This window comes from Comamonas sp. FG99 (assembly GCF_057808605.1).
Map to the genome: position 1 here is coordinate 37,018 of NZ_JBMDII010000017.1, position 25,708 is coordinate 62,725.

Annotated in this window: 33 protein-coding genes and 1 tRNA gene; 7 read left to right on the forward strand and 27 right to left on the reverse strand. The window is 67.2% G+C overall.

The window, feature by feature from the left end; genetic code table 11:
- Positions 1-70: 70 nt before the first annotated feature.
- The 6 genes from ACODRX_RS13170 to petA form a co-directional block, all read right to left on the reverse strand.
- Positions 71-146: transfer RNA gene (locus ACODRX_RS13170), tRNA-Thr, on the reverse strand.
- A gap of 48 nt (positions 147-194) precedes the next feature.
- Complete coding sequence (locus tag ACODRX_RS13175; RefSeq protein ID WP_488871960.1) at positions 195-731, reverse strand: ClpXP protease specificity-enhancing factor; 537 nt, start codon at positions 729-731, stop codon at positions 195-197.
- A gap of 39 nt (positions 732-770) precedes the next feature.
- The gene (locus ACODRX_RS13180; protein ID WP_488871961.1) at positions 771-1,382 is read right to left on the reverse strand and encodes a glutathione S-transferase N-terminal domain-containing protein; all 612 of its coding nucleotides are present in this window, start codon (positions 1,380-1,382) and stop codon (positions 771-773) included.
- 118 nt (positions 1,383-1,500) lie between these two features.
- Positions 1,501-2,262, reverse strand: a complete 762-nt coding sequence (locus tag ACODRX_RS13185) for a cytochrome c1 (RefSeq protein ID WP_488872040.1) — start codon at positions 2,260-2,262, stop codon at positions 1,501-1,503.
- Between the two features lie 22 nt (positions 2,263-2,284).
- Positions 2,285-3,733 (reverse strand): cytochrome b, encoded by a 1,449-nt coding sequence (locus ACODRX_RS13190; protein ID WP_488871962.1) that lies wholly within the window; start codon positions 3,731-3,733, stop codon positions 2,285-2,287.
- 11 nt (positions 3,734-3,744) lie between these two features.
- Entirely contained in the window at positions 3,745-4,341 is a 597-nt protein-coding gene (gene petA / locus ACODRX_RS13195; protein WP_488871963.1) for a ubiquinol-cytochrome c reductase iron-sulfur subunit, read from the reverse strand.
- A 165-nt stretch (positions 4,342-4,506) separates the two neighbouring features.
- On the opposite strand from petA, the gene mscL reads away from it, so the two are divergent.
- The gene (gene mscL, locus ACODRX_RS13200) at positions 4,507-4,935 is read left to right on the forward strand and encodes a large conductance mechanosensitive channel protein MscL (protein WP_488871964.1); all 429 of its coding nucleotides are present in this window, start codon (positions 4,507-4,509) and stop codon (positions 4,933-4,935) included.
- Between the two features lie 99 nt (positions 4,936-5,034).
- Here the strand turns inward: mscL and pdxA are convergent, their stop codons facing one another.
- Positions 5,035-6,069, reverse strand: coding sequence for a 4-hydroxythreonine-4-phosphate dehydrogenase PdxA (pdxA, locus tag ACODRX_RS13205; RefSeq protein WP_488871965.1), 1,035 nt, complete (start codon positions 6,067-6,069; stop codon positions 5,035-5,037).
- Positions 6,070-6,092: 23 nt separating this feature from the next.
- Positions 6,093-6,845, reverse strand: coding sequence for a Nif3-like dinuclear metal center hexameric protein (locus ACODRX_RS13210; protein ID WP_488871967.1), 753 nt, complete (start codon positions 6,843-6,845; stop codon positions 6,093-6,095).
- 107 nt (positions 6,846-6,952) lie between these two features.
- Here ACODRX_RS13210 and ACODRX_RS13215 point away from each other — a divergent pair, with 107 nt between their 5' ends.
- Positions 6,953-7,435 (forward strand): AmiS/UreI family transporter, encoded by a 483-nt coding sequence (locus ACODRX_RS13215; protein ID WP_488871968.1) that lies wholly within the window; start codon positions 6,953-6,955, stop codon positions 7,433-7,435.
- Here the strand turns inward: ACODRX_RS13215 and ACODRX_RS13220 are convergent.
- Positions 7,419-8,753, reverse strand: a complete 1,335-nt coding sequence (locus tag ACODRX_RS13220) for an MFS transporter (protein ID WP_488871970.1) — start codon at positions 8,751-8,753, stop codon at positions 7,419-7,421. The genes ACODRX_RS13215 and ACODRX_RS13220 overlap by 17 nt on opposite strands.
- A 240-nt stretch (positions 8,754-8,993) precedes the next feature.
- Positions 8,994-9,887, reverse strand: a complete 894-nt coding sequence (locus ACODRX_RS13225; protein WP_488871972.1) for a LysR substrate-binding domain-containing protein — start codon at positions 9,885-9,887, stop codon at positions 8,994-8,996.
- Positions 9,888-9,982: 95 nt separating this feature from the next.
- Between ACODRX_RS13225 and ACODRX_RS13230 the strand changes: the two genes are divergently transcribed.
- From ACODRX_RS13230 to ACODRX_RS13240, 3 genes are all read left to right on the forward strand, one after another.
- Positions 9,983-11,203, forward strand: a complete 1,221-nt coding sequence (locus ACODRX_RS13230) for a M20 aminoacylase family protein (protein WP_488871974.1) — start codon at positions 9,983-9,985, stop codon at positions 11,201-11,203.
- A 3-nt stretch (positions 11,204-11,206) separates the two neighbouring features.
- On the forward strand, positions 11,207-12,196 hold the full coding sequence (locus ACODRX_RS13235) for a tripartite tricarboxylate transporter substrate binding protein (protein WP_488871975.1): 990 nt from the start codon (positions 11,207-11,209) through the stop codon (positions 12,194-12,196).
- An 81-nt stretch (positions 12,197-12,277) separates the two neighbouring features.
- Entirely contained in the window at positions 12,278-13,444 is a 1,167-nt protein-coding gene (locus ACODRX_RS13240; RefSeq protein WP_488871976.1) for a Do family serine endopeptidase, read from the forward strand.
- A 98-nt stretch (positions 13,445-13,542) separates the two neighbouring features.
- On the opposite strand, the gene tatC is transcribed toward ACODRX_RS13240, so the two are convergent.
- The 9 genes from tatC to hisF form a co-directional block, all read right to left on the reverse strand.
- Positions 13,543-14,349, reverse strand: a complete 807-nt coding sequence (gene tatC / locus ACODRX_RS13245; protein WP_488871977.1) for a twin-arginine translocase subunit TatC — start codon at positions 14,347-14,349, stop codon at positions 13,543-13,545.
- 41 nt (positions 14,350-14,390) lie between these two features.
- A complete protein-coding gene (tatB, locus tag ACODRX_RS13250; protein WP_488871978.1) occupies positions 14,391-14,915 on the reverse strand; it encodes a Sec-independent protein translocase protein TatB in 525 nt (174 codons plus the stop codon).
- 46 nt (positions 14,916-14,961) lie between these two features.
- The gene (gene tatA, locus ACODRX_RS13255; protein ID WP_488871979.1) at positions 14,962-15,204 is read right to left on the reverse strand and encodes a Sec-independent protein translocase subunit TatA; all 243 of its coding nucleotides are present in this window, start codon (positions 15,202-15,204) and stop codon (positions 14,962-14,964) included.
- A gap of 43 nt (positions 15,205-15,247) precedes the next feature.
- On the reverse strand, positions 15,248-15,604 hold the full coding sequence (locus ACODRX_RS13260) for a histidine triad nucleotide-binding protein (protein ID WP_488871980.1): 357 nt from the start codon (positions 15,602-15,604) through the stop codon (positions 15,248-15,250).
- Between the two features lie 114 nt (positions 15,605-15,718).
- Complete coding sequence (locus ACODRX_RS13265) at positions 15,719-16,822, reverse strand: patatin-like phospholipase family protein (RefSeq protein WP_488871981.1); 1,104 nt, start codon at positions 16,820-16,822, stop codon at positions 15,719-15,721.
- The gene (locus tag ACODRX_RS13270) at positions 16,815-17,204 is read right to left on the reverse strand and encodes a DUF4870 family protein (RefSeq protein ID WP_488871982.1); all 390 of its coding nucleotides are present in this window, start codon (positions 17,202-17,204) and stop codon (positions 16,815-16,817) included. The genes ACODRX_RS13265 and ACODRX_RS13270 overlap by 8 nt, the downstream gene beginning before the upstream one ends.
- Positions 17,201-17,596, reverse strand: a complete 396-nt coding sequence (locus ACODRX_RS13275) for a phosphoribosyl-ATP diphosphatase (RefSeq protein WP_488871983.1) — start codon at positions 17,594-17,596, stop codon at positions 17,201-17,203. Before ACODRX_RS13275 ends, ACODRX_RS13270 begins: the two co-directional genes overlap by 4 nt.
- Before the next feature lie 29 nt (positions 17,597-17,625).
- Positions 17,626-18,015: a phosphoribosyl-AMP cyclohydrolase gene (gene hisI, locus ACODRX_RS13280; RefSeq protein WP_488871984.1), complete on the reverse strand. Its 390-nt coding sequence runs from the start codon at positions 18,013-18,015 to the stop codon at positions 17,626-17,628.
- Between the two features lie 49 nt (positions 18,016-18,064).
- Positions 18,065-18,865, reverse strand: a complete 801-nt coding sequence (gene hisF, locus ACODRX_RS13285; RefSeq protein WP_488871985.1) for an imidazole glycerol phosphate synthase subunit HisF — start codon at positions 18,863-18,865, stop codon at positions 18,065-18,067.
- 122 nt (positions 18,866-18,987) lie between these two features.
- Here hisF and ACODRX_RS13290 point away from each other — a divergent pair, with 122 nt between their 5' ends.
- Both ACODRX_RS13290 and ACODRX_RS13295 read left to right on the forward strand, forming a co-directional pair.
- On the forward strand, positions 18,988-19,224 hold the full coding sequence (locus ACODRX_RS13290; RefSeq protein WP_488871986.1) for a ribbon-helix-helix domain-containing protein: 237 nt from the start codon (positions 18,988-18,990) through the stop codon (positions 19,222-19,224).
- A complete protein-coding gene (locus ACODRX_RS13295; RefSeq protein WP_488871987.1) occupies positions 19,221-19,556 on the forward strand; it encodes a type II toxin-antitoxin system RelE/ParE family toxin in 336 nt (111 codons plus the stop codon). Before ACODRX_RS13290 ends, ACODRX_RS13295 begins: the two co-directional genes overlap by 4 nt.
- A gap of 8 nt (positions 19,557-19,564) precedes the next feature.
- On the opposite strand, the gene galE is transcribed toward ACODRX_RS13295, so the two are convergent.
- The 8 genes from galE to ACODRX_RS13335 all read right to left on the reverse strand — a co-directional run bounded on the left by galE (position 19,565) and on the right by ACODRX_RS13335 (position 25,696).
- Complete coding sequence (galE, locus tag ACODRX_RS13300; protein WP_488871988.1) at positions 19,565-20,575, reverse strand: UDP-glucose 4-epimerase GalE; 1,011 nt, start codon at positions 20,573-20,575, stop codon at positions 19,565-19,567.
- 152 nt (positions 20,576-20,727) lie between these two features.
- Complete coding sequence (gene hisA, locus ACODRX_RS13305) at positions 20,728-21,474, reverse strand: 1-(5-phosphoribosyl)-5-[(5-phosphoribosylamino)methylideneamino]imidazole-4-carboxamide isomerase (RefSeq protein WP_488871989.1); 747 nt, start codon at positions 21,472-21,474, stop codon at positions 20,728-20,730.
- Between the two features lie 47 nt (positions 21,475-21,521).
- Entirely contained in the window at positions 21,522-22,196 is a 675-nt protein-coding gene (gene hisH, locus ACODRX_RS13310; RefSeq protein WP_488871990.1) for an imidazole glycerol phosphate synthase subunit HisH, read from the reverse strand.
- The gene (gene hisB, locus ACODRX_RS13315; RefSeq protein ID WP_488871991.1) at positions 22,193-22,792 is read right to left on the reverse strand and encodes an imidazoleglycerol-phosphate dehydratase HisB; all 600 of its coding nucleotides are present in this window, start codon (positions 22,790-22,792) and stop codon (positions 22,193-22,195) included. Before hisB ends, hisH begins: the two co-directional genes overlap by 4 nt.
- Before the next feature lie 21 nt (positions 22,793-22,813).
- A complete protein-coding gene (locus ACODRX_RS13320; protein ID WP_488871992.1) occupies positions 22,814-23,938 on the reverse strand; it encodes a pyridoxal phosphate-dependent aminotransferase in 1,125 nt (374 codons plus the stop codon).
- On the reverse strand, positions 23,935-24,384 hold the full coding sequence (locus ACODRX_RS13325) for a PIN domain-containing protein (protein WP_488871993.1): 450 nt from the start codon (positions 24,382-24,384) through the stop codon (positions 23,935-23,937). Before ACODRX_RS13325 ends, ACODRX_RS13320 begins: the two co-directional genes overlap by 4 nt.
- A complete protein-coding gene (locus tag ACODRX_RS13330; RefSeq protein ID WP_488871994.1) occupies positions 24,381-24,644 on the reverse strand; it encodes a hypothetical protein in 264 nt (87 codons plus the stop codon). The genes ACODRX_RS13325 and ACODRX_RS13330 overlap by 4 nt, the downstream gene beginning before the upstream one ends.
- 65 nt (positions 24,645-24,709) lie before the next feature.
- Positions 24,710-25,696: a Bug family tripartite tricarboxylate transporter substrate binding protein gene (locus tag ACODRX_RS13335; RefSeq protein WP_488871995.1), complete on the reverse strand. Its 987-nt coding sequence runs from the start codon at positions 25,694-25,696 to the stop codon at positions 24,710-24,712.
- Between the last annotated feature and the right edge of the window lie 12 nt (positions 25,697-25,708).

A 25,708-nucleotide genomic window follows, 5' to 3' on the forward strand; every position in this document is an offset into this window, starting at 1 on the left:
ATGAAAAAACCCGCAATGCCAAGAAGCATGCGGGTTTTGAGAGGTTTTGAGACTATCTGGGATAGTCAACTGGTGCCGATTATCGGATTCGAACTGATGACCTACCGCTTACAAGGCGGTTGCTCTACCAACTGAGCTAAATCGGCGAAGAATCCGATTCTATACGGGAATACCGCGGGCTTTCGCCGGCGCCGCTATTTCACCAGCTTGAGCGACGGCCGCCCGCCCGTGGGCGGCGGCTTGGGGCCGTCCGGCGGCTCGCTGCCGGGCGCCTCGCCCGACGCTTCGCCAGCCGCACCGCCCGGCGTGGGCACCAGCTGTACCACGGCGACGCCTTCGTCGAGGGCGTCGCCGGCCGCCGGGGCCTGCAGCGCCTGCATCGCGGCCTCGGCATCGTCGTCCAGCAGGTCCGGCGGAGGCGGAAAGCCCATGCCCTGTCCGGTCTCGCGCGCGAAGATCGCCACCACCCGGTTCACCGGGATCATGATCTCGCGCGGCACGCCGCCGAAGCGGGCGCTGAACTCGATGTAGTCATTGCCCAGCTTCAGCGCATTGGTGGCGTCGTAGCTGATGTTGAGCACGATCTCGCCATCCTTGACGAATTCGCGCGGCACCTGCACGGTCCGGTCCGCTCGCACGCTCAGGTACGGCGTCAGCCCGTTGTCGTTGCACCATTCGAACCAGGCCCGGATCAGGTAGGGCTGGGTAGAAGTAGTCTGGATTTCGCTCATCACCAATCTCCCTGCCGCGGCCCGCGGGCCGCGGCCGGATTACTTGCGCATCACCTTTTCGGACGGCGTCAGCGCCTCAATGTAGGCCGGGCGCGAGAAAATGCGTTCCGCATACTTGAGCAGCGGCGCCGCGTTCTTCGACAGCTCGATGCCGTAGTAGTCTAGGCGCCACAGCAGCGGCGCGATGGCCACGTCGAGCATCGAGAAGCCTTCGCCCATGATGTACTTGTTCTTCAGGAACACCGGCGCCATCTGCGTCAGGCGGTCGCGGATCTGCGAGCGCGCTTTTTCAAGGGCCTTTTCATTGCCCTTGGCGCCGCGCTCCTCGAGCGTGTGCACATGGGTGAACAGTTCCTTCTCGAAGTTCAGCAGGAACAGGCGCACGCGCGCGCGCTCCATCGGGTCGCCGGGCATCAGCTGCGGGTGCGGGAAGCGCTCGTCGATGTACTCGTTGATGATGTTCGACTCGTACAGGATCAGGTCGCGCTCGACCAGGATGGGCACCTGGCCGTAGGGGTTCATCACATTGATGTCTTCGGGCTTGTTGAAGAGGTCCACGTCGCGGATCTCGAAATCCATGCCTTTTTCAAACAGCACGAAACGGCAGCGGTGAGAAAAAGGACAGGTCGTTCCCGAATAAAGCACCATCATGGTGTAAGACTCCTAAAAATCAAAAGAGTGGGCAGCCAGCAAACTGCCCACTCTACACAAATCGACAACCGGAATTCAAGCCCTGCGCCACGCGCCGGGCCCGATCACCGCGGCAGGTTTATTTGACGTCCTTCCAGAACGCAGCGTTCAGGCGCCAGGCAATCACGGTGAAACCCAGCAGGAAGAGCAATACCCAGACGCCCACGCGAACCCGGGTGTTTTGCGCCGGCTCAGCCATCCATTGTAGATAGTTCACCAAATCACCCACATTCTTATCGTATTCCTGGGTCGACATCTTGCCCGGCGTCAGCTGCTTCCACTCCTTGAAGATCTCGGTCTTGTGGCCGTGGCTCTCGGTTTCCTCGTAGACCGGCACGCGCGCGCCCTGCAGCTCCCACAGCACATGGGGCATGCCGACCGACGGGAAGGCCAGGTTGTTCCAGCCGGTCGGCTTGGTGTCGTCCTTGTAGAAGGTGCGCAGGAAGGTGTACAGGTAGTCGGCGCCGGTGCCGTTGTGGCCGGCGCGCGAGCGCGCCACCAGCGTCAGGTCGGGCGGGTTCGCGCCGAACCACTCCTTGGCCTGGTGCGGGTCGATCGCCGCCTTCATGGTCTCGCCCACCTTGTCGGTGGTGAACAGCAGGTTGTCCTTGATCTCCTGGTCGCTCAGGCCAATGTCCTTCAGGCGGTTGTAGCGCATGAAGGCGGCCGAGTGGCAGCTCAGGCAGTAGTTCACGAACAGCCGGGCACCGTTTTGCAGCGAGGCGGTGTCGGTGGTGTTGACGGGCGCCTTGTCCCAGGCGATGCCGCCTTCGGCGGCGTGCGCCGCGGCCCCCAGGCTCAGTCCCAGGGCGGCCAGCGCGGAAAGAACGATTTTTTTCATCATGGTGTGGCTCTCCTCCTGGTCAGTGCGCAGCGAAAGTGACGCGCTCGGGCACGGGCTTGGGCTCGCCCAGGCGGCTCCACCACGGCATCAGCAGGAAGAATCCGAAATAAAACAGCGTGCCGACCTGCGACACCTTCTCGCCCACCGGCGACGGCGGCTGCACGCCCAGGTAGGCCAGGATGATGAAATCGACCACGAACACCGCATACACGTACTTGTGCCAGCTCGGGCGATAGCGGATGGACTTGACCGGGCTGCGGTCCAGCCAGGGCAGGAAGAACAGGATGATCACCGCGCCGCCCATCACCACCACGCCCCAGAACTTGGCGTCGATGCCGGCCAGCGCCTTGATGCCGGTGAAGGCGAAGGCGCCGAACATGGCCAGCACCACCAGGCCCACGATCACCAGCAGGCCCTTGAGGGCGCCGGCAAGCCGGGTCTTGACGCAGACATAGGCCACCGCGATCACCAGGATGGCGGAGATCGCGTACATCATCTCGGTGGTGATGGCGCGCAGCATCGAGTAGAACGGCGTGAAGTACCACACCGGAGCGATGTGCGACGGCGTCTTCAGCGGGTCGGCGGGAATGAAGTTGTTGTATTCGAGGAAGTAGCCGCCGAACTCGGGCGCGAAGAACACCACCGCGGTGAAGACCATCAAGAACACGGTCACGCCGAAGATGTCGTGCACCGTGTAGTAGGGGTGGAAGGGCACGCCGTCCAGCGGATGGCCGTTGGCATCCTTGGGGGCGTTGGGGCCCTTGATCTCGATGCCGTCGGGGTTGTTGGAGCCCACGTCGTGCAGCGCCAGCAGGTGCGCCACCACCAGGCCCAGCAGCACCAGCGGCACCGCGATCACGTGGAAGCTGAAGAAGCGGTTCAGCGTCGCATCGCCCACCACGTAGTCGCCGCGGATCAGCAGCGCGAGGTCGGGACCGATGAAGGGGATGGCCGAGAACAGGTTCACGATCACCTGGGCGCCCCAGTACGACATCTGGCCCCAGGGCAGCAGGTAGCCCATGAAGGCCTCGGCCATCAGGCACAGGAAGATCGCGCAGCCGAACACCCATACCAGCTCGCGCGGCTTGCGGTAGCTGCCGTACAGCAGGCCGCGGAACATGTGCAGGTAGACCACGACGAAGAAGGCCGAGGCGCCGGTGGAGTGCATGTAGCGGATCAGCCAGCCCCAGGGCACGTCGCGCATGATGTACTCGACCGACTCAAAGGCCTTGGCGGCGTCGGGCTTGTAGTGCATCACCAGGAAGATGCCGGTGACGATCTGGATCACCAGCACCAGCAGGGCCAGCGAGCCGAAGATGTACCAGAAGTTGAAGTTCTTCGGCGCGTAGTACTCCGACATGTGGACGCGGTAGGCGTCGAAGGCGGTCGGGAAGCGGTTTTCCAGCCAGTTGCCGAGCTTGGCGCTGGCCGGCGCGTTGGGCGAGATGTCCTTGAATTCGTGTGCCATGTCGTCCTCGCTCAAGCCTTCTTGTCTTCACCGATCAGGAGCCTGGTGTCCGACAGGTACATGTAGGGGGGCACCTCGAGGTTGTCGGGCGCGGGCTTGTTCTTGAACACCCGGCCGGCCAGGTCGAACGTGGAGCCGTGGCAGGGGCACAGGAAGCCGCCCTTCCAGTCGTCGGGCAGCGAGGGCTGCGGGCCGGGCGTGAGCTTGTCGGTGGGCGAGCAGCCCAGGTGGGTGCAGATGCCCACCACCACCAGCACCTCGGGCTTGATGGAGCGCCATTCGTTCTTGGCGTACTCGGGCGTGGGGAAGGCGGTGCGCTCCGAGTTGGGATCGGCCATCTGGCTGTCCAGGCTGGGCAGCTCGTCGAGCTGCTCCTTGGTGCGGCGCAGGATCCACACCGGCTTGCCGCGCCACTCCGCGGTCATCTTCTCGCCGGGCTTGAGCTCGGAGATATCCACCTCCACGGCGGCGCCGGCGGCCTTGGCCTTTTCAGACGGCTGGAACGACGACACGAAAGGGACGGCGGTTGCCACGCCGCCAACGGCGCCAGCGCAGCCGGACGCGATCAGCCACGTCCGCTTGCTGGAGTCGATGGGAGAGTCACTCATGGGGGATCCTCGATGAACTTCGCTTAGCTTTTAAGAGCAGGTATTGCACCATGCACTCATGTTTCGGCGGATTGTAGCGGAGGGTAAATCAAGAGTTCAATGCGCCCAAACCCTTGGCTGTCTGCCATACTGCAGTCTTTGTTTTGCATCAGAGGAGTGGCAAAAATGAGCTTCATGAAAGAGTTCCGCGAATTTGCCGTCAAAGGCAATGTGATCGATCTCGCGGTCGGCGTGATCATCGGCGGCGCATTCGGCAAAATCGTGGACTCGGTGGTCGCCGACTTGATCATGCCGGTGGTCGGGCTGGTCTTCGGCAAGCTGGATTTTTCCAATTATTTCCTCGCTCTGGGCGCGGTGCCCGAGGGTACGGCGCACACGGTGGAAGCGGTGCGCAAGGCCGGCGTGCCGGTGCTGGCCTATGGCAACTTCATCACCGTGGCGGTGAACTTCCTCATCCTGGCCTTCATCATCTTCCTCATGATCAAGCAGATCAACCGCTTGAAGCGCGAGGAGCCCGCCGCCCCCGAAGCCGCGCCCGCCACGCCGGAAGACATCGTGCTGCTGCGTGAAATACGTGACAGCCTGAAGAAATAACTGTGGAGTAAATGCAACAAACTGGCCGTCCACACCGGCCTGCCAGACATGTTTGCAATCCTTGGAAGCAGCCTTCGGGCTGCTTTTTTTGTGCTCGCCTCAGGCCGCCAGCTGCCTGGCCATGCGCACCGCCTCGACCAGGCTGGACGCATCGGCCACGCCCTGGCCGGCGATGTCGAAGGCGGTGCCATGGTCCGGGCTGGTGCGGATGAGCGGCAGGCCCAGGGTTACATTCACGCCCTGCTCCAGGCCCAGGTACTTCACCGGGATCAGCCCCTGGTCGTGGTACATCGCCACCACCGCATCGAACTCGGCCGGCTTGCCCGGCGCCTGGCGCGCGCGCATGAAGACGGTGTCCGGCGCCTCGGGGCCGACGGCGGCTATCCCCTCGGCGCGCGCCGCCGCGATCGCGGGCGCGATGTGCTCGATCTCCTCGCGCCCGAACAGTCCGCCTTCGCCCGCATGCGGATTGAGCCCCGCCACCGCGATGCGCGGCGTGCGGCCCAGAAAGCGCGTGAGCGAGGCATGGGTGATGCGGATGGTCTGCAGCACATTGCCCTGGTTCACGGCCGCGATCGCATCGCGCAGCGACACGTGGATACTGACCAGCACGGTGCGCAGCGCATCGTTGGCCAGCATCATGCGCACCGGCATCTGCGCCAGCGGCACGCCGGCATGCTGCGCGGCCTCGGCCTGCAGCAGCTCGGTATGGCCGGGGTAGTGCACGCCGGCCAGCGCCAGCGCCTCCTTGTGCAGCGGCGCGGTGACCAGGCCGGCGATCTCGCCGCGCAGCGCGGCGCGCGCCGCCCACTGCACGCAGGCGGCGGCGGCCCGGCCGGCCTCGGCCTGCACCCGGCCCCAGGGCAGCGGCCCCGGCAGGCCGGGCAGCGCCAGCACCGGAATGCAGCGCGGCGGCACGGCCGCGGCCTCGGCGGCGCTGCGCAGCCCGGCCACCGGCAGCAGCGCCTCGCCCGGCCGCGCGATGCAGGCCGCGGCGCGGCGCAGGGTCTGCAGGTCGCCAACCACGAAACAGCCCCGCAGCTCGGGGCCGGCATCGCGAAAGGCCTTGGCGATGATTTCCGGGCCGATGCCGGCGGGGTCACCCTGGGTGATGGCCAATGGCGCAGAGGACATAGCTATGTTTTTGGAAGCACCGCTCATGCGGGATTGTCGATCTCGATGAACTCGTGCGCGAGCCCGAGCTGGGCGGCCACATGGCCCGCCGCGGCCGGCGCGCCGTAGCGCTCGGTGGCATGGTGGCCGGCGGCGAAGAAGCTCACCCCGGTCTCGCGCGCCAGATGGGCCTGCGGCTCGGAGATCTCGCCGGTCACGAAGGCATCGGCGCCGGCCGCGATCGCCGCCTCGAAGAAGCCCTGGGCACCGCCGGTGCACCAGGCGATGCGGCGCACGGGGCGGGCATCCGCGCTTGTCGCCGAGGTGACGCCGCGCCCCAGCACCTGTTGCAAATGCGCTGCAACCGCCTGCGGCGGCTGCGGCGCCATGCTGCCGATGAAGCCTAGATCCTGCTCGCCGAAGCGCGCGTCGGCCTCCCAGCCCAGCTGTTTGCCAAGCTGGGCGTTGTTGCCCAGCAGCGGATGCGCATCGAGCGGCAGGTGGTAGGCCAGGAGATTGATGTCGTGCTTGATGAGCCGCTCTATGCGCTGCTTCATCCAGCCGGTGATGCGGCCGTCGTGGCCGCGCCAGAACAGGCCGTGGTGCACGAAGAGCGCATCCGCCCCGGCGGCGATGGCCGCGTCGATCAGCGCGCGCGACGCGGTGACGCCGCTCACGATCTTGCGGATCCGGGCCTTGCCCTCCACCTGCAGGCCGTTGGGGCCGTAATCCTTGAAGCGCTCGGGCTGCAGCAGCTCGTCGAAGGCGCGCAGCACATCCTGCCGTTGTGTCGTCATCGGGCGATTGTCTCAGAAGCCGAATTTCTCTTATGCCTGGATGGCCGGGCGCAAGCGCGGCCCGGGCCACTAAGCTTGCCGGCCTTACCTTCCCGCAGATCTCTCCCATGCTCGGCATTGCACTTCTTTTCATCGGCGCGGTCCTGATCGTCAACGGGCTGTCCCTGATGGGCCGCATCGAGCCGCGGGACACGGTGGCGCTCAACCTGCTGGTGGGACTGCTGGCGCTGTTCACCAACCTGCCCGGCCTGGTGGGCGGCGGCAGCCCGCACGACTATTTCACCAGCGCCGGCGGCCTGCTGTTCGCCTTCACCTACCTGTACGCGGCGGCCACGAACTGGTTTGGGCTCAAGGGCCAGGGCCTGGGCTGGTACAGCGGCTTCGTGGCGGTCAGCGCCCTGGTCTATGCCGGGGCCCAGACGGACTGGCGCATGGCGCTGCTGTGGCTGCTGTGGTCCAGCCTGTGGCTGCTGTTCTTCGTGGCCATGGGCCTGGGCCGCCGCCTGCGCCTGCTGCCGCACTACACCATCGCCTGCGGCATCGGCACCTGCTGGGCGCCGGGCCTGCTGATGCTTACCGGCCGCTGGTAGCCACCGCGCGCGGCTGCCAGCCCTTGCAGGCCAGCGGCCAAAATCCCAGCGCCGCGCCCAGGATGCCCATGGCGGCCACATAGTGGGCCGGCGCCATCACATCGCTCTGCTGCCAGACCGAGACCAGCATGGGCGTGAGCCCGCCGAACACCGCGTAGGCCGTGTTGTAGGCAAAGGACAGGCCGGTGAAGCGCACTGGCGCCGGAAAGGCCCGCACCCCCACCACCGGCAGCAGCGAGATGCTGCCCACGAAGAAACCCACCAGCGCATACGAGCACAGCAGCGAGGCCTCGGTGCCCGGCAGGCCCAGGTAGAACAGATAGGCCGTGGCGCTCATGCCCAGCCAGCCCAGCACCATGGCGGTGCGGGTGCCCATGCGGTCCGACAGCCAGCCCCAGAACACACAGCCCAGCGTCAGCGTCACCGTGGCCAGCGCATTGGCGCGCATGGCCGAGGCGGGGGCGATGTGGAACACCTTCTGCAGGTAGGCGGGCGTGAACAGCACCACCACCACGATGGCGGTGGACAGCACCCAGGTCATCAGCGCCACCAGCACGCAGGCGGCGCGGTGCTCGCGCAGGATGGTCTTGAGCGGCAGCTCGCTGCCGGCCTGCTTGCGCGCCTGCAGCTCCTTGAACACCGGCGTCTCGTGCAGGAAGCGGCGCAGGTAGACCGACACCAGGCCGAAGGCCCCGCCCAGGATGAACGGAACGCGCCAGGCCCAGTCGTGGATCTCGGCGGCGCTGTAGCTGCTGTTGAGCCACACGCCGATGATCGAGCCCAGGAAGATGCCGCCGGTGATGCCCGAGGTGAGCGCGCCGATGGCAAAGCCGTAGTGCCGCGCCGGCGCGTGCTCGGCCACGAACACCCAGGCGCCGGGCATCTCGCCGCCGATCGCCGCGCCCTGCAGCACGCGCATCAGCAGCAGCAGCAGCGGCGCCGCGATGCCGATGGAGGCATAGGTGGGCAGCAGGCCGATCACCAGCGTGGGCACCGCCATCAGGAAGATGGACAGCGTGAACATCTTCTTGCGGCCCAGCACGTCGCCGAAGTGCGCGATCAGCACGCCGCCCAGCGGCCGCGCCAGGTAGCCGGCGGCAAAGATGCCCAGGGTCTGCAGCTGGCGCAGCCAGTCGGGCATCGCGGCCGGAAAGAACAGCGAGCCGATCACGTTGGCAAAAAACACGAACACCACGAAGTCGTAGAACTCCAGGGTGCCGCCCAGGGCCGACAGGCCCAGGGTCTTGTAGTCGCCGCGCGTCAATGCGCGGGCCGGCGCCGCTGCGGCGGCGCCTTGGGGGAAGGTTTGCGAAGTCATGTGTCCTCAGGCTGAAGACAGCGCGGTGCAGTGCGGCGCAGTTTTGCGCGCGATCACCGGGTTCTGGGATCGCCCGGGATACGGGGATCGGGGCAGGCAAGCCTGGAGGATGGCCAGTTCGCGAGGAACCGCAATGAGCAGGAAAGGCGCAGTCGAAGCGAGGATTCTAGGTGTTAACCCTTGGATTCCCTCGGCGCCCCGCTATACCCGAGCTGCCCACATGGGCGCACGGGGGCGGCGCTAAACGCCCTGGAAATACCGCTCGAACAATGCCGCCAGCGGCCTGGCGGCGCTGCTCAGCGGCACGCCGCGCAGCTGGATCAGGCCCAGCGCCATGGGCGGCGGCAGCGGCCCGACCGGCAGGCGCTGCAGCCCGGCGCCGAAGGTGGGGTCGTCCAGCAGGATCTCGGGGCAAAAGCCCAGCATGTCGGTGCGCCGCATCAGCTCGCTCATCAGCGTGGACGAGGCGCAGTTGACCATCTTGCGCGGCTCGGCCAGGCCCTGGCCGCGCAGCCAGCTCACCAGCGTCTCGCTGTGGCTGCCGGCCGAGAAGTTCATCACCCAGGTGGCGTCGCGCAGCGCTTCCCAGGTCTGCGCCGTGGCCAGCGGATGGCCCAGCCGCCCGGCGGGCAGCGCCACCACCTCCAGCAGCGGCCTGAAGACCAGCTCGTAGGGCAAATCGACGGGATCGGCAATGGCCAGCGCGAAATCCAGCCGCCCCTCCAGCAGCGCCGGCACCAGGCTGGTCAGAAAGCCTTCGCTGAGCGTCAACTGCGCATCCGGCGCCAGCTGCTCGAACTGCTTCCAGGCCCAGGGCAGCGCCTTGATGGCAATCAAGGGCGACATGGCCACCGCCACGCGGGCGCCCGAGCCGCCGCGGATCAGCCGCACCTCCTCGCGCGCCTTGTCCAGCACCGACAGCGCCAGCCGCGCATGCGACAGCAGCACCCGGCCCGCCGGCGTGAATTCGATGCCCTTGTAGCTGCGCACCAGCAGCTGCGCGCCCACATCTTCCTCCAGCTCGCGCAGCGACTTGGTCAGGGCGCTCTGGCTCAGGAAAAGCGCGCGGGCGGCGGCGCGGATCGAGCCGCTTTCCGCCACCTGGACGAAGGCCCTGACCTGGTGGTTTTTCATGTTCTCGGGGTTTTCATCAGGTGAATCGTTCTGGTTGTCATGCCGGAAAATATACCGGCTTTTGGCCTGCATCCCGGGGCGATATATTTTTTCGCATGCACGCGAAATTCAGCCCCTACATCGATGCCGACGCCATGCTCGCGTGGCGCCACGCCATCCACCGCCAGCCCGAGCTGGGCTTCGAGGAATTCCAGACCAGCGCCCTGGTCGAGCGCTGCCTGCGCGAGTGGGGCTACGAGGTGAGCACCGGCCTGGCGGGCACCGGCCTGGTCGGCACGCTGGTGTTCGGCCCCGGCCCCGCGCGCCTGGGGCTGCGCGCCGAAATGGATGCGCTGCCCATCCAGGAGGCCACGGGCCTGCCCTGGGCCAGCGAGGTGCCGGGCAAGATGCACGGCTGCGGCCACGACGGCCACACCACCATGCTGCTGGGCGCGGCCCAGGCGCTGGCGAAGCTGCAGCGCGAGGGCGGCAGCGCCATGGACGGCACCCTGCACCTGATCTTCCAGCCCGCGGAAGAGCTGGGCGGCGCCGGCGGCGCCCAGCGCATGATGAAGGAAGGGCTGTTTGCGCGCTTTCCCTGCGATGCGGTGTTCGCCATGCACAACCTGCCGGGCGTGCCGCAGGGCAGGCTCCTGTTTCGCGAAGGCGCGTACATGGCCTCTTCCGACCGCGCGACCATCGTGTTCGAGGGCTGCGGCGGCCACGGCGCCATGCCGCACCTGGCGACCGACCCCACGGTCGTGGCCGCGTCCACGGTGATGGCGCTGCAAAGCATAGTCGCGCGCAATGTGGACCCGCTGGCCTCGGCCGTGATCACCGTGGGCCGCCTGCAGGCCGGGCAGACCTACAACGTGATCCCCGAGACCGCCGAGCTGGAGCTGAGCATCCGCGCCCTCAAGCCCGAGGTGCGCCATCTGCTGGAGGAGCGCATCCGCGCGGTGGCGCAGGGCCAGGCCGCCAGCTTCGGCGCGCGCTGCCGCATCGCCTACGAGCGCGGCTACCCGGTGCTGGTCAATGCCGGCGCCGAAACCCGGCTGGCCATGGAGGTGGCGCGCGCGCTGTTCGGCGAGGCGCAGGTCGTGGCCAACGCCGATCCGCTGTGCGCCAGCGAAGACTTCGCCTACATGCTGCAGGAGCGCCCCGGCTGCTACCTGTTCATCGGCAACGGCGACAACGGCCACACGCATGGCTGCGCCTCGGGGCCCTGCAGCGTGCACAACCCCAGCTTCGATTTCAACGACCGCAACCTCGGGACCGGCGCCACGTTCTGGGTGGCGCTGGCCCATGCATTCCTATCGACCCACACCCGGAGCTGATCCATGCCATTCCCCCTTGCCACTTCATCCCGGCGGCGCGCGCTCGCCCTCTCGCTTGGCGCGCTGTGCGCCGCCGCCGGCGCGCAGGCCGCCGACCAGCGCGTGGTGACGCTGCTCGTGCCCTACCCGGCGGGCGGCCTGTCGGACTCCATCGCCCGCGCGCTGAACAGCGCGCTGGGCCGGGCCCTGAACCAGCAGGTGATCGTGGACAACCTGGGCGGCGTCAGCGGCTCGCTGGCCGCGCAGAAGGTGCTGAACGCACCGGCCGACGGCCACATGATCTTTCTCGGCTCGCCCAACGAGGTGATTCTCTCGCCCATGGTCAACCCGGCCGTCAAGCTGCGGGCCGAGGATTTCCGGATGCTGGGCCGGGTCTCGGTGAACCCGCTGGTGCTGGTGACGCGCGCCTCGCTGCCGGTGCGCAACGCCGACGAGTTCATCGCCTATGCCAAGACCCAGGACAAGGGCCTGTCCTACGGCAGCGTCGGCATCGGCTCCATGTACCACCTGCTGGCCGAGAGCATGGCGCAGCAAACCCATATCCGCGTCACGCACGTGCCCTACAAGGGCATGGCGCCCATGGTGCAGGACATCGGCGGCAACAGCATCGACTTCGCCATCCTGCCCTATGCCACCAGCTTCAAGGGCATGTCCGAGCAGGGGCGGCTCAAGCTCATCGGCTGGCTGGCGCCCACGCGCAGCGAGCTCGACCCGGCAGTGCCCGCGCTTGGCGAAGGCCATGTGCTCAAGGACTTCAACCACAGCACCTGGGCCGCTCTGATGGTCAGCCGCAAGACCCCCGAGGATGTGGTCGTGCGCCTGAACCAGGCCTTGTCGCAAGTGCTGCGCGACCCCGAGGTGCGCCGCCAGATCATCGCCACCGGCTCGGAAGCGCCTGCGCCCCAGACGCTGGACGAGGCCGAGCGCCTGCTCAGGGACGACAGCGCCAAGTTCCGCGCCATGGCCAGGAGCATTCAGCTGCAGCCGCAATGAGCGGCGCCGGGGCGCGGCGGCCGAGGATGGCATGGATGACATAATCGTCCGGTCCCATCCTCATCGACACCACTCCCCTTTATGAAACGCCTCTGGCTTCTGTTTGCCCAGGTGGTCACCGTACTGCTTGGCATTTATTTCGTCGTAGCCACGCTGCAGCCCGGCTGGCTGCAGCGCGGCGGCGCCACCCGCAGCAGCGCCGGCATCGCGCTGATCGAAGCGCCCGACAACGCGGCCAGCCGCGCCGCGGTGGCCACCAGCAGCTTCAGCCCGGCCGCCAAGAAGGCGGCGCCCGCGGTGGTCAGCATCAACACCAGCACCGAGGTGCGCCACCCGCGCGCCAATGACCCCTGGTTCCAGTTCTTCTTCGGCGACCAGGGCACGCAGTCGCAGGCCGGCCTAGGCAGTGGGGTGATCGTCAGCCCCGACGGCTATGTGCTGACCAACAACCATGTGGTCGAGGGCGCCGACGATATCGAGGTGACGCTGACCGACGGCCGCCAGGCCAAGGCCAAGGTGATAGGCACCGACCCGGAAACCGACCTGGCGGTGCTCAAGATCGAGCTCGACCGCCTGCCGGTGATCGTGCTGGGCAATTCCGACGGCATCGAGGTCGGCGACCAGGTGCTGGCCATCGGCAACCCGTTCGGCGTGGGCCAGACGGTGACCAGCGGCATCATCAGCGCGCTGGGCAGGAGCGAGCTGGGCATCAACACCTTCGAGAACTTCATCCAGACCGATGCGGCCATCAACCCCGGCAACTCGGGCGGCGCGCTGGTGGACGTGAGCGGCAACCTGGTGGGCATCAACACCGCGATCTATTCGCGCTCGGGCGGCAGCATGGGCATAGGCTTCGCGATCCCGACCTCGATCGCCAAGAACGTGCTCGACAGCATCGTGCGCGACGGCAAGGTCACCCGCGGCTGGATCGGCGTGGAGCCCAACGACCTGACGCCCGAGCTGGCCGAGACCTTCGGCGTGAAGGCCAGCGAAGGCGTGATCATCACCGGCGTGCTGCAAAACGGCCCGGCCGCGCAGGCCGGCATCCGCCCCGGCGACGTGATCACCCAGGTGGGCGAGCAGCCGGTGGGCCATGTCTCGCAGCTGCTGTCCACCGTGGCCACGCTCGCGCCGGGCAAGGAAACCCCGCTCACGGTGCGCCGCGGCGATGCCACGCTGCACATCAATATCACGCCCGGCACCCGGCCCGAAACCCGGCGCCCGGCGGGACAGCTGCGGCGCAGATAAAAAAAAGAGCGCCCAGCGCCCGGTGCTCCTTGCTATTGAATAGAAAAGCGGCTGGATTGCTTGCACAGCAAGCGCCAGCCGCTCTTGTTTTTGCTAGCTCAGGACTGCGGCCGGTCCGCCGCCGAAGCGCCCTCCTCGGCATCGGCCGGCTTGGCGTTGCGCATCATCCACGAGGCGCCGAGGATGCCGATCTCGTACAGCACGCACATCGGCAGCGCCAGCGCGAGCTGCGAGAACACGTCGGGCGGAGTCACCACCGCGGCCACCACGAAGGCCACCACGATGAAGTAGCCGCGGAAGGACTTGAGCTTGGCGATCTCCACCAGGCCCACGCGCACCAGCAGGATCACCACGATGGGCACCTGGAATGCCAGGCCGAAGGCGATGTACAGCGACAGGATGGCCTCGACGTAGGAGGCGATGTCCGGCGTCGCGGCCACGCTCGCCGGCGTGAAATGCTGGATGAAGCCGAACATGCGGTCCAGCACGAACAGCTGCACGAAGGCAATGCCCAGGTAGGCCAGCAGGCTGCCAAAGAAGATCAGCGGCAGCGCGAAGCGCTTTTCGTGCGAATACAGGCCCGGCGCCACGAAGGCCCAGAGCTGGTACATGATCCACGGCAGCGCCGCCAGCACCGCCGCCATGCCCAGCACCTTGAGCGGCACCAGGAACGGCGAGAACACGCCCACCGCGATCAGCTTGGCATCGGGCGGCATGTGCGCCTTGATGGGGTGGGCGATGAAGTCGATCAAGCCATCCGGCCCGGGGAAAAACGCCAGCACCGCCAGCGCCAGCAGCACGCCGTAGATGCAGTACAGCAGCCGGTTGCGCAGCTCCATCAGGTGCTGCACGAAAGGCTGCTCGGTGCCAGCCAGCTCATCTTCTTGGGAACGGTTATCAGACATGGATCAGCCAGCGACCGCATGGGCCTCAGAAAAAATGCAGGTCACGAGGACGACTTCCGGGGCCTGAAGCGCGCGACCCGCGCCGCACCCGACTGCACGCGGGTGCGTACCCCCGCGCGCTGCTTGTACCACTGCGGCGTTGCGCCGCGCTTGAGCCGCCATTTCTTGCCGGGGTGGCGGTAGGCCGGCGTCACCGCCGACGCGACAGGGCTGCCATAGCTCTCGGCGTAGGGATCGGCGGTCTGGAAGCCATCGTCGCCGCTGCCCGAGAGGCTGCGCTCGACCGCGCCGACCTCGTCGCTCCAGCTTTTCTCGAAGTCGGCGGCGTTGGTGCGCACGGAGCTTTCCACGTCGCGCGCGGCGCTCTCCACCGAATCCTTCATCTTGCGCAGCTCATCCAGCTCCATCGAGCGGTTGACCTCGGCCTTCACGTCGGCCACGTAGCGCTGCGCCTTGCCCAGCAGGGTGCCGACGGTACGCGCCACGCGCGGCAGCTTTTCGGGCCCGATCACGATCAGCGCGACAGCGCCGATCAAGGCCATCTTGGAAATGCCTATATCAAACATGCGTGCATGGTCTGCCGGCGCTGCGCCGCATGGCACAGCCCGGTGTTCAGCCCTTGTTCTTTGCTTCGACGTCGATCGTGGTCTTGTCGGCCACGGGCGACTGGCCGACCTGCTGCTGGCTGGCCGGCGTGCCGGCGGCCGCATCGCTGCTGCCGTCCTTCATGCCGTCCTTGAAACCCTTGACCGCACCGCCCAGGTCGGAGCCGATGTTTTTCAGCTTCTTGGTGCCGAACACCATCACCACGATCAGCAGAACGATCAGCCAATGCCAAATAGAAAGCGATCCCATGAGAAATCTCCTAGTGAACAGGACACATTTTAAAACTGCGCAATCACCCCACGCGCCAAGGGCGTGGCCCGCCCATGACATGTACGTGCAGGTGATGCACTTCCTGGCCGCCCTCGGCACCCGTATTCACCACCACGCGGTAGCCGCCGTCGGGATACGGGTTGCAGCCCTGCTCCAGGGCCAGGGCGGGAATCTTGGTCATCAGGCGCCCCAGCAGCGGCGCATGCTCGGCGCCCACCTGGGCCATCGAGGGCACGTGGATCTTGGGCACGAGCAGGAAATGCACCGGCGCGGCGGGCCGGATGTCCTTGAACGCGAACAACTCCTCGTCCTCGTAGATCTTTTGCGAGGGAATGTCGCCCGCGATGATTTTGCAGAAGATGCAGTTGGGGTCATGCATGACCGGGTCCCTGAAACGTGATACCAAAGCGCCACAGCATAACGCATGCCCGGGGGCATATTGGCCGCCATCCACCCTTACGTACTACCCGCAGCCCCCGCGAGCGGCACGGCATCAGGCATCGTGCAGCGCCGAGCGCACGCCCACATCCTGGCGATGCTGCTGGAGCCACTGCTGGCCGCTGGCCTGGCCCTTGGCGCACAGCTCCAGCACGAAGCTCATGTTGGCCTTGGTCTTGCTCGATGCGCCGTAGCCTTGCAGCACCTTGCCGCCATCGATATGGTGGATCAGCATGTTCTTGTACTGCGCGGGGTCGAGCCGGCGCTGCTCCAGCAGGCGGCGCACGAAGGCAATCGCGCGCAGCTCGGCCAGCAGGCTGGCGTTGAAGGTGATCTCGCTCATGCGGTCCAGGATGTCCTGGGCGCTGTCGGGCAGGCCGTGGTACTCGGTGGGATTGAGCTGCACCAGCAGCACATCGTGGTTGCCGGTGTTGTAGATCAGCGGATAGATCAGCGGGTTGCCGGAATAGCCGCCGTCCCAGTAATGCTCGCCCTCGATGCTCACGGCCTTGAACAGCATTGGCAGGCAGGCCGAGGCCATCACCGCATCGGCCGTCAGCCGGTCGCCGCTGAATACATCGGCGCTGCCGGTGCGCACATTGGTGGCGCACACGAACACCTTGGGTGCATGCTTGCCCTGCTCCTTCTGCAGGAACTCGAAATCCACCACCTTCTCCAGCAGGCGCCGCAGCGGGTTGAGGTCGAGCGGATTGGTCTGGTAGGGCGAGAACCATTGCGACATCATGCTCACCAGCGGGTTGTTCTGCAGCGGCGCGCCGAAGAACAGGCTGCCCAGCGTGCCCACGCCTTCCCAGAACTGCACCAGGGACTCCTGCGCCTGTGCGCAGCCGGCCTCATGGGCCTTGGCGCGATCGGTGTGCGCGCTGGCGCCCTTGCCGTAGCCGTAGGCGAACACCACCGCGTTCATCGCGCCGGCGCTGGTGCCGCTGATCGCCTCCACCCACAGCGAGCGGTTGTCGAGCAGCGCGTCGAGCACGCCCCAGGTGAAAGCGCCGTGCGAGCCGCCGCCCTGCAAGGCGAGGCTCAGCGGCGGGGTGTTCTCATCCGGCCCCTTGCTCAGGGGCGGGAAGGACTGCTTGCGCCGGCCGGGCGGCACGAGCGGCGCCACGCCGCCGATCCCGGCTGCGACGTCAGTCATCGACCGCCCTGTCCTTGTTCATCGCCACCATGCCGCGCACGATGCGATAGAGGAACCAGATCGAGATCACCGCCCAGGCGATCATGCCCGGTATCACGAAGAACAGCCACAGGGGCAGCGTCACCAGGTACAGCACGCCGGCCCAGAGCACCGAGCGGATGCGCCATGAGAAGTGGCTGGCCTGCCAGGTGCCGCGCGCATCATCGCGCTTGACCAGGTCGATCACCAGCGCGATCACCAGCAGCACCAGGCTGGGCTGCGCGCCCGGCACCACCGCGGCCACGGCCACGATCAGGTGCAGCAGGTAGCTGACCCAGCCCCAGGTCTTGAGACTTTCCATCTCGCGCGGGTCCACGGCTTTCACGTCGATCACATCGTTCATGATGGGTTTCCTTCCTCGCCTTCGCGGCTCTTGACCTTGCGCAGCGCCTTTTCCTCCAGGCCGCTCAGCCCTTCGCGGCGCACCAGCTCATCCACCACATCCTGCGGCGCCAGGCCATAGTGGGCCAGCGCCACCATGGAATGAAACCACAGATCCGCCACTTCGTACACCAGCTTGGATGCCGGCGCGCCATGGTCCACGTCCTTGGCGGCCATCACGACCTCGGTCGCCTCTTCACCGATCTTCTTCAGGAAGGCATCCGGCCCCTTGTGCAGCAGCCGCGCCACATAGCTCGATTCGGGGTTGCCGCCATTGGCCGGCTTGCGCGATTCGAGTACCTTGGCCAGGCGGGCCAGGGCATCAGCGGAATCCAGGGGTGCGGTAGGGGTCATGTGTTTGTATCTGTTCAGGAATTGCCGTGTTATTTGTAGATGGATCCGGGATCTTTCAAGACCGGCTCCACCGGCCGCCACCGGCCATCTTGCAAAACACTGTAAAAACAGCTGTGCCGGCCGGTGTGGCAGGCGATGCCCGGCTCGTGGCCGAGCTGCGTCACCTTCAGCAGCACCACATCGTTGTCGCAGTCGATGCGGATCTCGTGCACCTGCTGCACATGGCCGGACTCCTCGCCCTTGAACCACAGCTTGCCACGCGAGCGGCTGAAATACACCGCCCGCTGCAACTCGGCGGTCTTTTGCAGCGCCTCGCGGTTCATCCAGGCGAACATCAGCACATCGCCGCTGCCCTGCTCCTGCGCAATCACCGGCACCAGGCCCTGCGCATCCCACTTCACGTCGTCAAGCCAATTCATGCGGCCATTGTCCGCGATCTGGGAAGCCCCTGGAAAGGGTTTGGAGCGCCTACAACCGCACCGCGATGCCGCGCTGGGCCATGAGCTGCTTGGCCTGGCCCACGGTGTATTCGCCGTAGTGGAAGATGCTGGCGGCCAGCACCGCATCGGCGCCGCCTTGCTGGATGCCGTCGGCCAGGTGCTCGAGATTGCCCACGCCGCCCGAGGCGATGACCGGCACCGACACCGCGTCGCTCACCGCGCGGGTGAGCTGCAGGTCGAAGCCGGACTTGGTGCCGTCGCGGTCCATGCTGGTGAGCAGGATCTCGCCGGCGCCGCGGCGCGCCATGTCGGCCGCCCATTGCACCGCGTCGAGCCCGGTGTTCTTGCGCCCGCCATGGCTGTATACATCCCAGCCCGCGCCCACCGGCCTGCCGCTCTCGCCGATGCGCAGCTCGTCCTCGGGCGTGCGGCGCTTGGCGTCGATGGCCACCACGATGCACTGCGCGCCGTACTTGTCGCTCGCGGCATCGATGACGGCGGGGTTGGCGATGGCCGCGGAGTTGAAGCTGGTCTTGTCCGCGCCGGCGTTGAGCAGGCGGCGCACATCCTCGACAGTGCGCACGCCGCCGCCCACGGTGAGCGGGATGAAGACCTGCGAGGCCACTGCCTCGATGATGGGCAGGATGAGGTCGCGCCCATCGCTGGTGGCGGTGATGTCGAGGAAGGTCAGCTCGTCGGCCCCCTGCGCGTTGTAGCGCGCGGCGATCTCCACCGGATCGCCGGCATCGCGCAGCTCGACGAAATTCACCCCTTTGACCACGCGGCCGCCGGTCACATCAAGGCAGGGAATGATTCGTTTGGCAAGCATGGTGCGTCTGGCAAGTGGAGGAACGGGAGGCAACCATACCACGGTGGGCGGCGGCTGCGGGCAGGCATGGAGCAACTCCAGCCGTTTGCCAAATTTTGCCATGGCGGCTAGCATGGCCAGCCATGAGCACCATGAATATCTCCTTGCCCGAGACGCTCAAGGCCTTCGTCGATGAGCAGGTTCGCCAGCGCGGCTATGGCACCAGCAGCGAATACGTGCGCGAGCTGATACGCCGGGAACAGGATCGCCAGCAATTGCGCAGCCTGCTGCTCGACGGCGCGGCCTCGGAGGCAGGGCCGGCGGTCGACAGCGGCTACTTCGAGTCCTTGCGCTCGCGCGTGCGCAGCGCCAGGGGATGAGGGCCAAGCCGGTCGTCCCCCGAGCGCTCGCCCTGCGGGATGTGGAAGACGCGATCAACTACTACCTGGGCGAGGGCGCCGCCGCCGCGGCGCTGGGCTTCATCGACGCGCTGGAGCAGGCCTACACGCATATAGGCTCGCACCCCGGCACCGGCTCGTCCCGCCATGGCCATGCGGCGCAGCTTCCCGGCCTGCGAAGCTGGCCGTTGAGGCGCTATCCGCACATTGTTTTCTACCTTGAGCGCGAGGACCACATCGATGTGTGGCGCGTGCTCCATGGGGCGCGGGATATTCCCGCCTGGCTGGAAAAGATCGACGGCCCAGCGCAGTAGCCCAGGAGTCAGTGCACGCTGCGGCCCATGCCGATCTGCCAGCGCCAGACGTCCTCCAGCATGCGCTCCAGGCCATGCTGCGGCTGCCAGCCCAGCAGCTGCTGCGCCATGCGGATGTCGGCCCACAGCTGGGCCGCGTCGCCCGCGCGGCGCGGCGCCATGCGAAACGGCACGGCGCGGCCGTTGGCGCGCTCGAAGGCCCGCACCAGCTCCAGCACCGTGGTGGGCCGGCCCGAGCCGATGTTGAGCTTGACCAGGCCGGCATGGCCGCGCAGGTAGCGCAGCGCGGCCACATAAGCCGCCGCCAGGTCGCTGACGTGCAGGTAGTCGCGCACGGCGGTGCCGTCCGGCGTGGGATAGTCGTTGCCGAAGATGCGCAGGCAGTCGCGCTTGCCCGACGCCACCTGGGCCATGTAGGGCGCCACATGGGTGGACATGCGCGGCGGGTCTTCGGCGATGAGGCCGCTGTCGTGGCAGCCCACCGCGTTGAAGCTGCGCAGCAGCGCCATCTTCCAGCGCCGCGGCGAGGCTTCGTCGAGGCTGGTGAGGATCTGCTCGGCCATCATCACCGTCTGGCCATAGGGCGTGGAGACGGCCAGCGGCGCGTCCTCGCGCACCGGGCAGGCGGCGGGGTCGCCATAGACCACCGCGGACGAGGAACCGATGAAGGTGCGGATGCCAGCGGTCTGCATGGCGCGCAGCAGGCCCACGGTGCCGGTGACGTTGTTGTCGTAGTAGCGCAGCGGCTCGCGCACCGAGTCGGCGGCCACCTTCAGCGTGGCCAGGTGGACCACGGCCTCGAAGCGCTGCTCGTCGAACAGGTGCTCCAGCAGGCCGGCGTCGCGCACGTCGCCCTCGATGCAGGGCGGCGCGAAGCCCAGGATGCGCTCCAGCCTCTGCAGCACCGAGCGGCGCGCATTGCTGAAGTTGTCGAGAATGACAAAGGGCATTCCGGCCTCGGCCAGTGCCACGCAAAGATGGGAGCCGACATAGCCGGCACCGCCAGTCACGAGTATCACAGATGCGCTTTCTTTCGATGCAGCGGCGGGGATTGCTATGAATTTTGATGCCGCGCCACGTATTGTGTGGCAAGCCATCCCGCCATGCGCAAACCGGGGGTAATCACATGTGCCACAAGGTTACAAACCGGTGGTTTGTTGACAATTGCTGTTCAATCGCCGCCGCCGAGCTCATCCGCGCGGGCCTGGGCGGCTTCGAAATCGAGATCGCCGCTGTAGATGGCGCGGCCGCAGATGACGCCCTCGATGCCTTCGGACTCGAGCGCGCAGAGCTGCTCGATGTCGGCCATGCCGGCCAACCCGCCCGAGGCGATCACCGGGATCTTCAGCGACTGCGCCAGCGCCACGGTGGCATCGATGTTGATGCCGGTGAGCATGCCGTCGCGGCCGATGTCGGTGTAGATGATGGACTCCACGCCCCAGTCCTCGAAGCGCTTGGCGGTGTCGATCACCGAATGGCCGGTGATCTTGCTCCAGCCGTCGGTGGCCACCTTGCCGTCCTTGGCATCGAGGCCGACGATGATATGGCCGCCGAAGGCGCTGCAGGCATCCTGCAGGAAGCCTGGGTTCTTCACCGCCGCCGTGCCGATGATGACGTAGCGCATGCCCAGGTCGATGTATTTCTCTATCGTGTCCAGGTCGCGGATGCCGCCGCCCAGCTGCACCGGCAGCTCGTCGCCGAACTCCTGGAGGATGGCCTTGATGACCGACAGATTCTTCGGCTGGCCGGCAAAGGCGCCGTTCAGGTCCACCAGGTGCAGGCGGCGCGCGCCGGCATCGAACCAGCGGCGGGCGACCTCGACCGGGTCTTCGCCGAAGGTGGTGGATTGATCCATATCGCCCTGTTTCAGGCGCACGCAATGACCGTCCTTCAGATCAATGGCAGGGATGAGCAGCATGGTGGTTCGCTGGCAAGCAAAAAGCGGAAGTGGAACAAAAGCAGGAGTCAGGGATTCCAGTGCAGAAAATTGCGGTACAGGGCCAGGCCCTGGTCGGCGCTCTTTTCTGGGTGGAATTGTGTCGCAAAAATATTGTCGCGGCCAATAGCGCAGGCGAAAGTCTCGCCGTATTCGGCTTCGCCCTGGCAATGCCCAGCCTGCGCCAGGCGGGCGTAGAAGCTGTGCACGAAGTAGAAGTACGCGTCGTCGGGCACGCCGGCCCATACCGGATGCGGCTTGCCGCCGAAGCGCGCATGCGCCGTCTGGCGCACGCGGTTCCAGCCCATCTGCGGCACCTTGTAGCGGCTGCCGTCGGCCTGAAGGCGGCCTTCCAGCTCGAACTTGAGCACCTGGCCGGGAATCAGGCCCAGCCCCGGCGTTCCGCCTTCCGGCCCCTCGGCGCTGTGCTCCAGCAGCATCTGCATGCCCACGCAGACGCCGAACAGCGGCTTGGCCGCGGCGGCCTCGAGCACCGATTCCTGCAGGCCCGAATCACGCAGCTCGGCCATGCAGTCGCGGATGGCGCCCTGCCCCGGCAGCACGACGCGGCTGGCGGCGCGCACCTCTTCAGGGCGTGCGGTGACGATCACCTTGGCGCCGGTGTCGGCCGCCGCGGCCATCACCGCCTGCGATACCGAGCGCAGATTGCCCATGCCGTAGTCGACGACTGCAACCGTGTTCACAGCGAGCCTTTCGTGGAGGGGATCACGCCTTCCATGCGCGGATCGCGCTCCAGCGCGAAGCGCAGCGCGCGAGCGAAGGCCTTGAAGATGGTTTCGCACTGGTGGTGCGCGTTGACGCCCTTGAGGTTGTCGATGTGCAGCGTCACGCCCGCATGGTTGACGAAGCCCTGAAAGAACTCGAACACCAGCTGGGTATCGAGCTGGCCGATCGTGCCGGCGCTGAAGCGCACGTCCATGTGCAGCCCGGGGCGGCCCGAGAAATCGACCACCACGCGCGAGAGCGCCTCGTCCAGCGGCACATAGGCATGGCCGTAGCGGCGGATGCCCTTCTTGTCGCCCACCGCCTGCGCAAAGGCCTGGCCCAGGGTGATGCCCACGTCTTCCACCGTGTGGTGGCCGTCGATGTGCAGGTCGCCCTCGCAGTGGATGTCCAGGTCGATCAGGCCATGGCGGGCGATCTGGTCGAGCATGTGGTCGAAGAAGCCGATGCCGCTGGCCAGCTTGGCCTTGCCCGTGCCGTCGAGGTTCACGGCCACCTTGATGCGGGTTTCGGCCGTGTTGCGCGCCACGCTGGCGCGTCGTTCAGAAATGGTCACCGTGGTAGTTCCCGTAGCGATTTAGAGAGAAGCTTGCAGCGCAGCCAGCATGGTAGCGTTTTCTTGCGGCGCGCCCACCGTCAGGCGCAGACAGCCTGCGAGCAATGGGTGCATGGCCGACACGTTCTTGATGAGCACGCCGCGCTCGCGCATGCCGGCGAAGGCCTTGCCGGCGTCGGCCACCCGCAGCAGCACCATGTTGGCCTCGCTGTCCCAGACCTGCAGCACGCCGGGCATGGCGCGCAGCGCCTGCACGATGATGGCGCGCTGCGCGCGCAGCTCCCGGGCCTGGGCGGCGAAGACCTCCTGGTGCTCCAGCGCGAACAGCGCGGCCTCGCAGTTGAGCACGCTCACGTTGTAGGGCGGGCGCACCTTGTCGATCTCGGCCACCAGCGCGGCCGGGCCGATCAGGTAGCCCAGGCGCACGCCGGCCAGGCCGAACTTGGAGAGCGTGCGCATCAGCAGCACATGGCCGTTGCGCTCGGGCTCGGCCCGCATGCGAGCCATCCAGCTGCGGCTGGCAAAGGGCTGGTAGGCCTCGTCCACCACCACGATGCCGCCCACCTGGCCGGCGGCGTCGATCACGCTTTGCATCGCGGCCTCGCTCCACAGCGTGGCCGTGGGGTTGTTCGGGTAGGCCAGGTAGGTGATGGCGGGGCGGTGCTCGGCGATCGCGGCCAGCATCGCGGCCTCGTCCAACTCGAAGTCGGGCGTGAGATCGACGCCGACGAAATCCAGGCCTTGCAACTGCGCGCTCACCCCGTACATGACGAAGCCCGGCAGGGGCGCTATCACTTTTGCACGCGCCTCGCCCGACTGGCGGGCGCAGGCGAGCGAGACCAGTGAAATCAGCTCATCCGAGCCATTGCCCAGCACCAGGGCGGTGCCAGCGGGCGCCTCGGCATGGCGCGCCAGCGCCGCGCACAGCTCGGCGCTGCGCCCGCCCGGGTAGCGGTTGAGCGCCAGCGCGCCCAGGCGCTCGCCCAGCAGCCGCTGCAGCTCGGGCGGCAAGCTGTAGGGGTTCTCCATCGCATCGAGCTTGAGCAGGCCGGTGGCGGGCTGCACATGGTAGGCATGCATGGCGCGCACATCGGGGCGGATGCGCTTCAACGCGCCTTCGGTCAAGGGAGCGGGGGCTTGGGTCATGGTGTTTCCTCAATGGTGGGCGGCTGCAGCGCGGGATCGATCACCTGCACGCCGCCGTAGTGCGCCGCATGCGGCAGTGCGCTGGACAGCAGCATGGCGCAGCCGCTGTGCTGCGCGCAGGCCACGGCCAGGCAGTCGCCGAAGGCCAGCTGGTGCCGGGCCTCGATGGCCCAGGCGGTCTCCAGCGTGGCGGCGTCGATCTGCCAGGGAATCCAGCTGTTGTAGCGGCGGATGGCGGCGCGGGCATCGCCCTGCGGCATGGCACGCCGGGTGACGCTGTCGTAGAACTCGGCCAGCGCCTGCGTGCTGGTGCGGCCGCTGCGGCTGCGCCACAGCAGGTCGAGCCAGGCCAGCGCCGCCGCCTGCGCATCGGGCGCGGCGCCGTCCTCGGCGGCGATCAGCACCGAGGTGTCGACGAAGACGGTGGGCCCGCCGAGCTCGCTCATGGCTTCGCCCCCCGGCTTGCATGCGGCAGTCGCGACAGCGCCACGCCGCGCGCGCCGCTGCGCCCGGCCGGGGCGCCGCCATTCCAGCTGCGCTCATCGGTACGCCAGGCCAGGTAGGCGCGCTCGTAGGCGTCTTCGCGGCGCTGCATCTCGGCGAGGAAATCGCCCACCATGCGCGACACGCTGGTGCCGCGCCGCGCGGCCTCGATGCGCGCCCATTCCAGCACGCCGTCTTCGACGGTGATGGTGAGATTCTTCATGGCGGCCAGTTTACACGAATTTCGTGTTACACGAAATTCGTGTCCAACCCCACCCCTGCCCCCGCTCAATCCATGGTGATGCCGCCGGCTTTCACCACGCGCGCCCAGGTGTCGATGTCCTGGCGCCACTGCTTGTCGAAGTCTTCGCGCGTAATCGGGTCGGCCTCCATGCCCAGGCTCTTGATCTTGGCGGCGATGTCCGGCTGCCGCAGCGCCTGCCCACAAGCCTGGGCCAGGCGCTGCACCTCGGCCGCCGGCAGGCGCGCGGGCGCGAACACCGCAAACCAGCTCTCGGTATCGAAGGCCACGCCGCTTTCCACCAGCGTGGGCACCTGCGGCAGCGCCGACGAGCGCTTGCGCCCGGTCACGGCCAGCGCCTTGATCTTGCCGGCCTGCAGCAGCGGCATGGCGCCGGTCACATCGGCCAGCGCGACCTGGATCTGGCCGCCGATCAGGTCCTGCAGCAGCGGCGCCACGCCCTTGTAGGGCACATGCTCCATGGCAATGCCGGTGGCCTGGCGGATGCTCTCGCCCGCCAGATGGCCGCCGGAGCCGTTGCCCCAGGAGCCGTACATCAGCGGCGCACCGGACTTCCTGACCAGCGCCACCATCTCGGCCACCGAGTTGGCCGGGTAGGCCGGATTGGCGACCAGGATGTTGCCGCCATGGGCAACCCGCGCAATCGCGGTGAAATCGCGCGTGGGCTGGTAGGGCAGTTGCTTGAACAGGGCGGGCGCGATCGCATGGGTGCCGCTGATGCCCAGCAGCAGCGTGTGCCCGTCCGGCGCGCTGCGCGCCACCTGGGCGCTGCCTATGGTGCCGGTGGCGCCGGGCACGTTGTCGACGACCACCGTGGCATCGAGTTCGCCGCCCAGCCCCTTGGCCAGCAGGCGTGCCAGCACATCGGTGCCGCCCCCGGCGGGAAAAGGCACCACCAGGCGTATGGGCCGCCTGTCACCCGCCGCGCGGGCCAGCGGCCAGGCCGCGGCCGCGGAAAATGCGGCCGCGGCCCGCAAAACACGCCGCCTGGCGGTATCGGTGGCTGGGTTCATGGCAATGTCTCC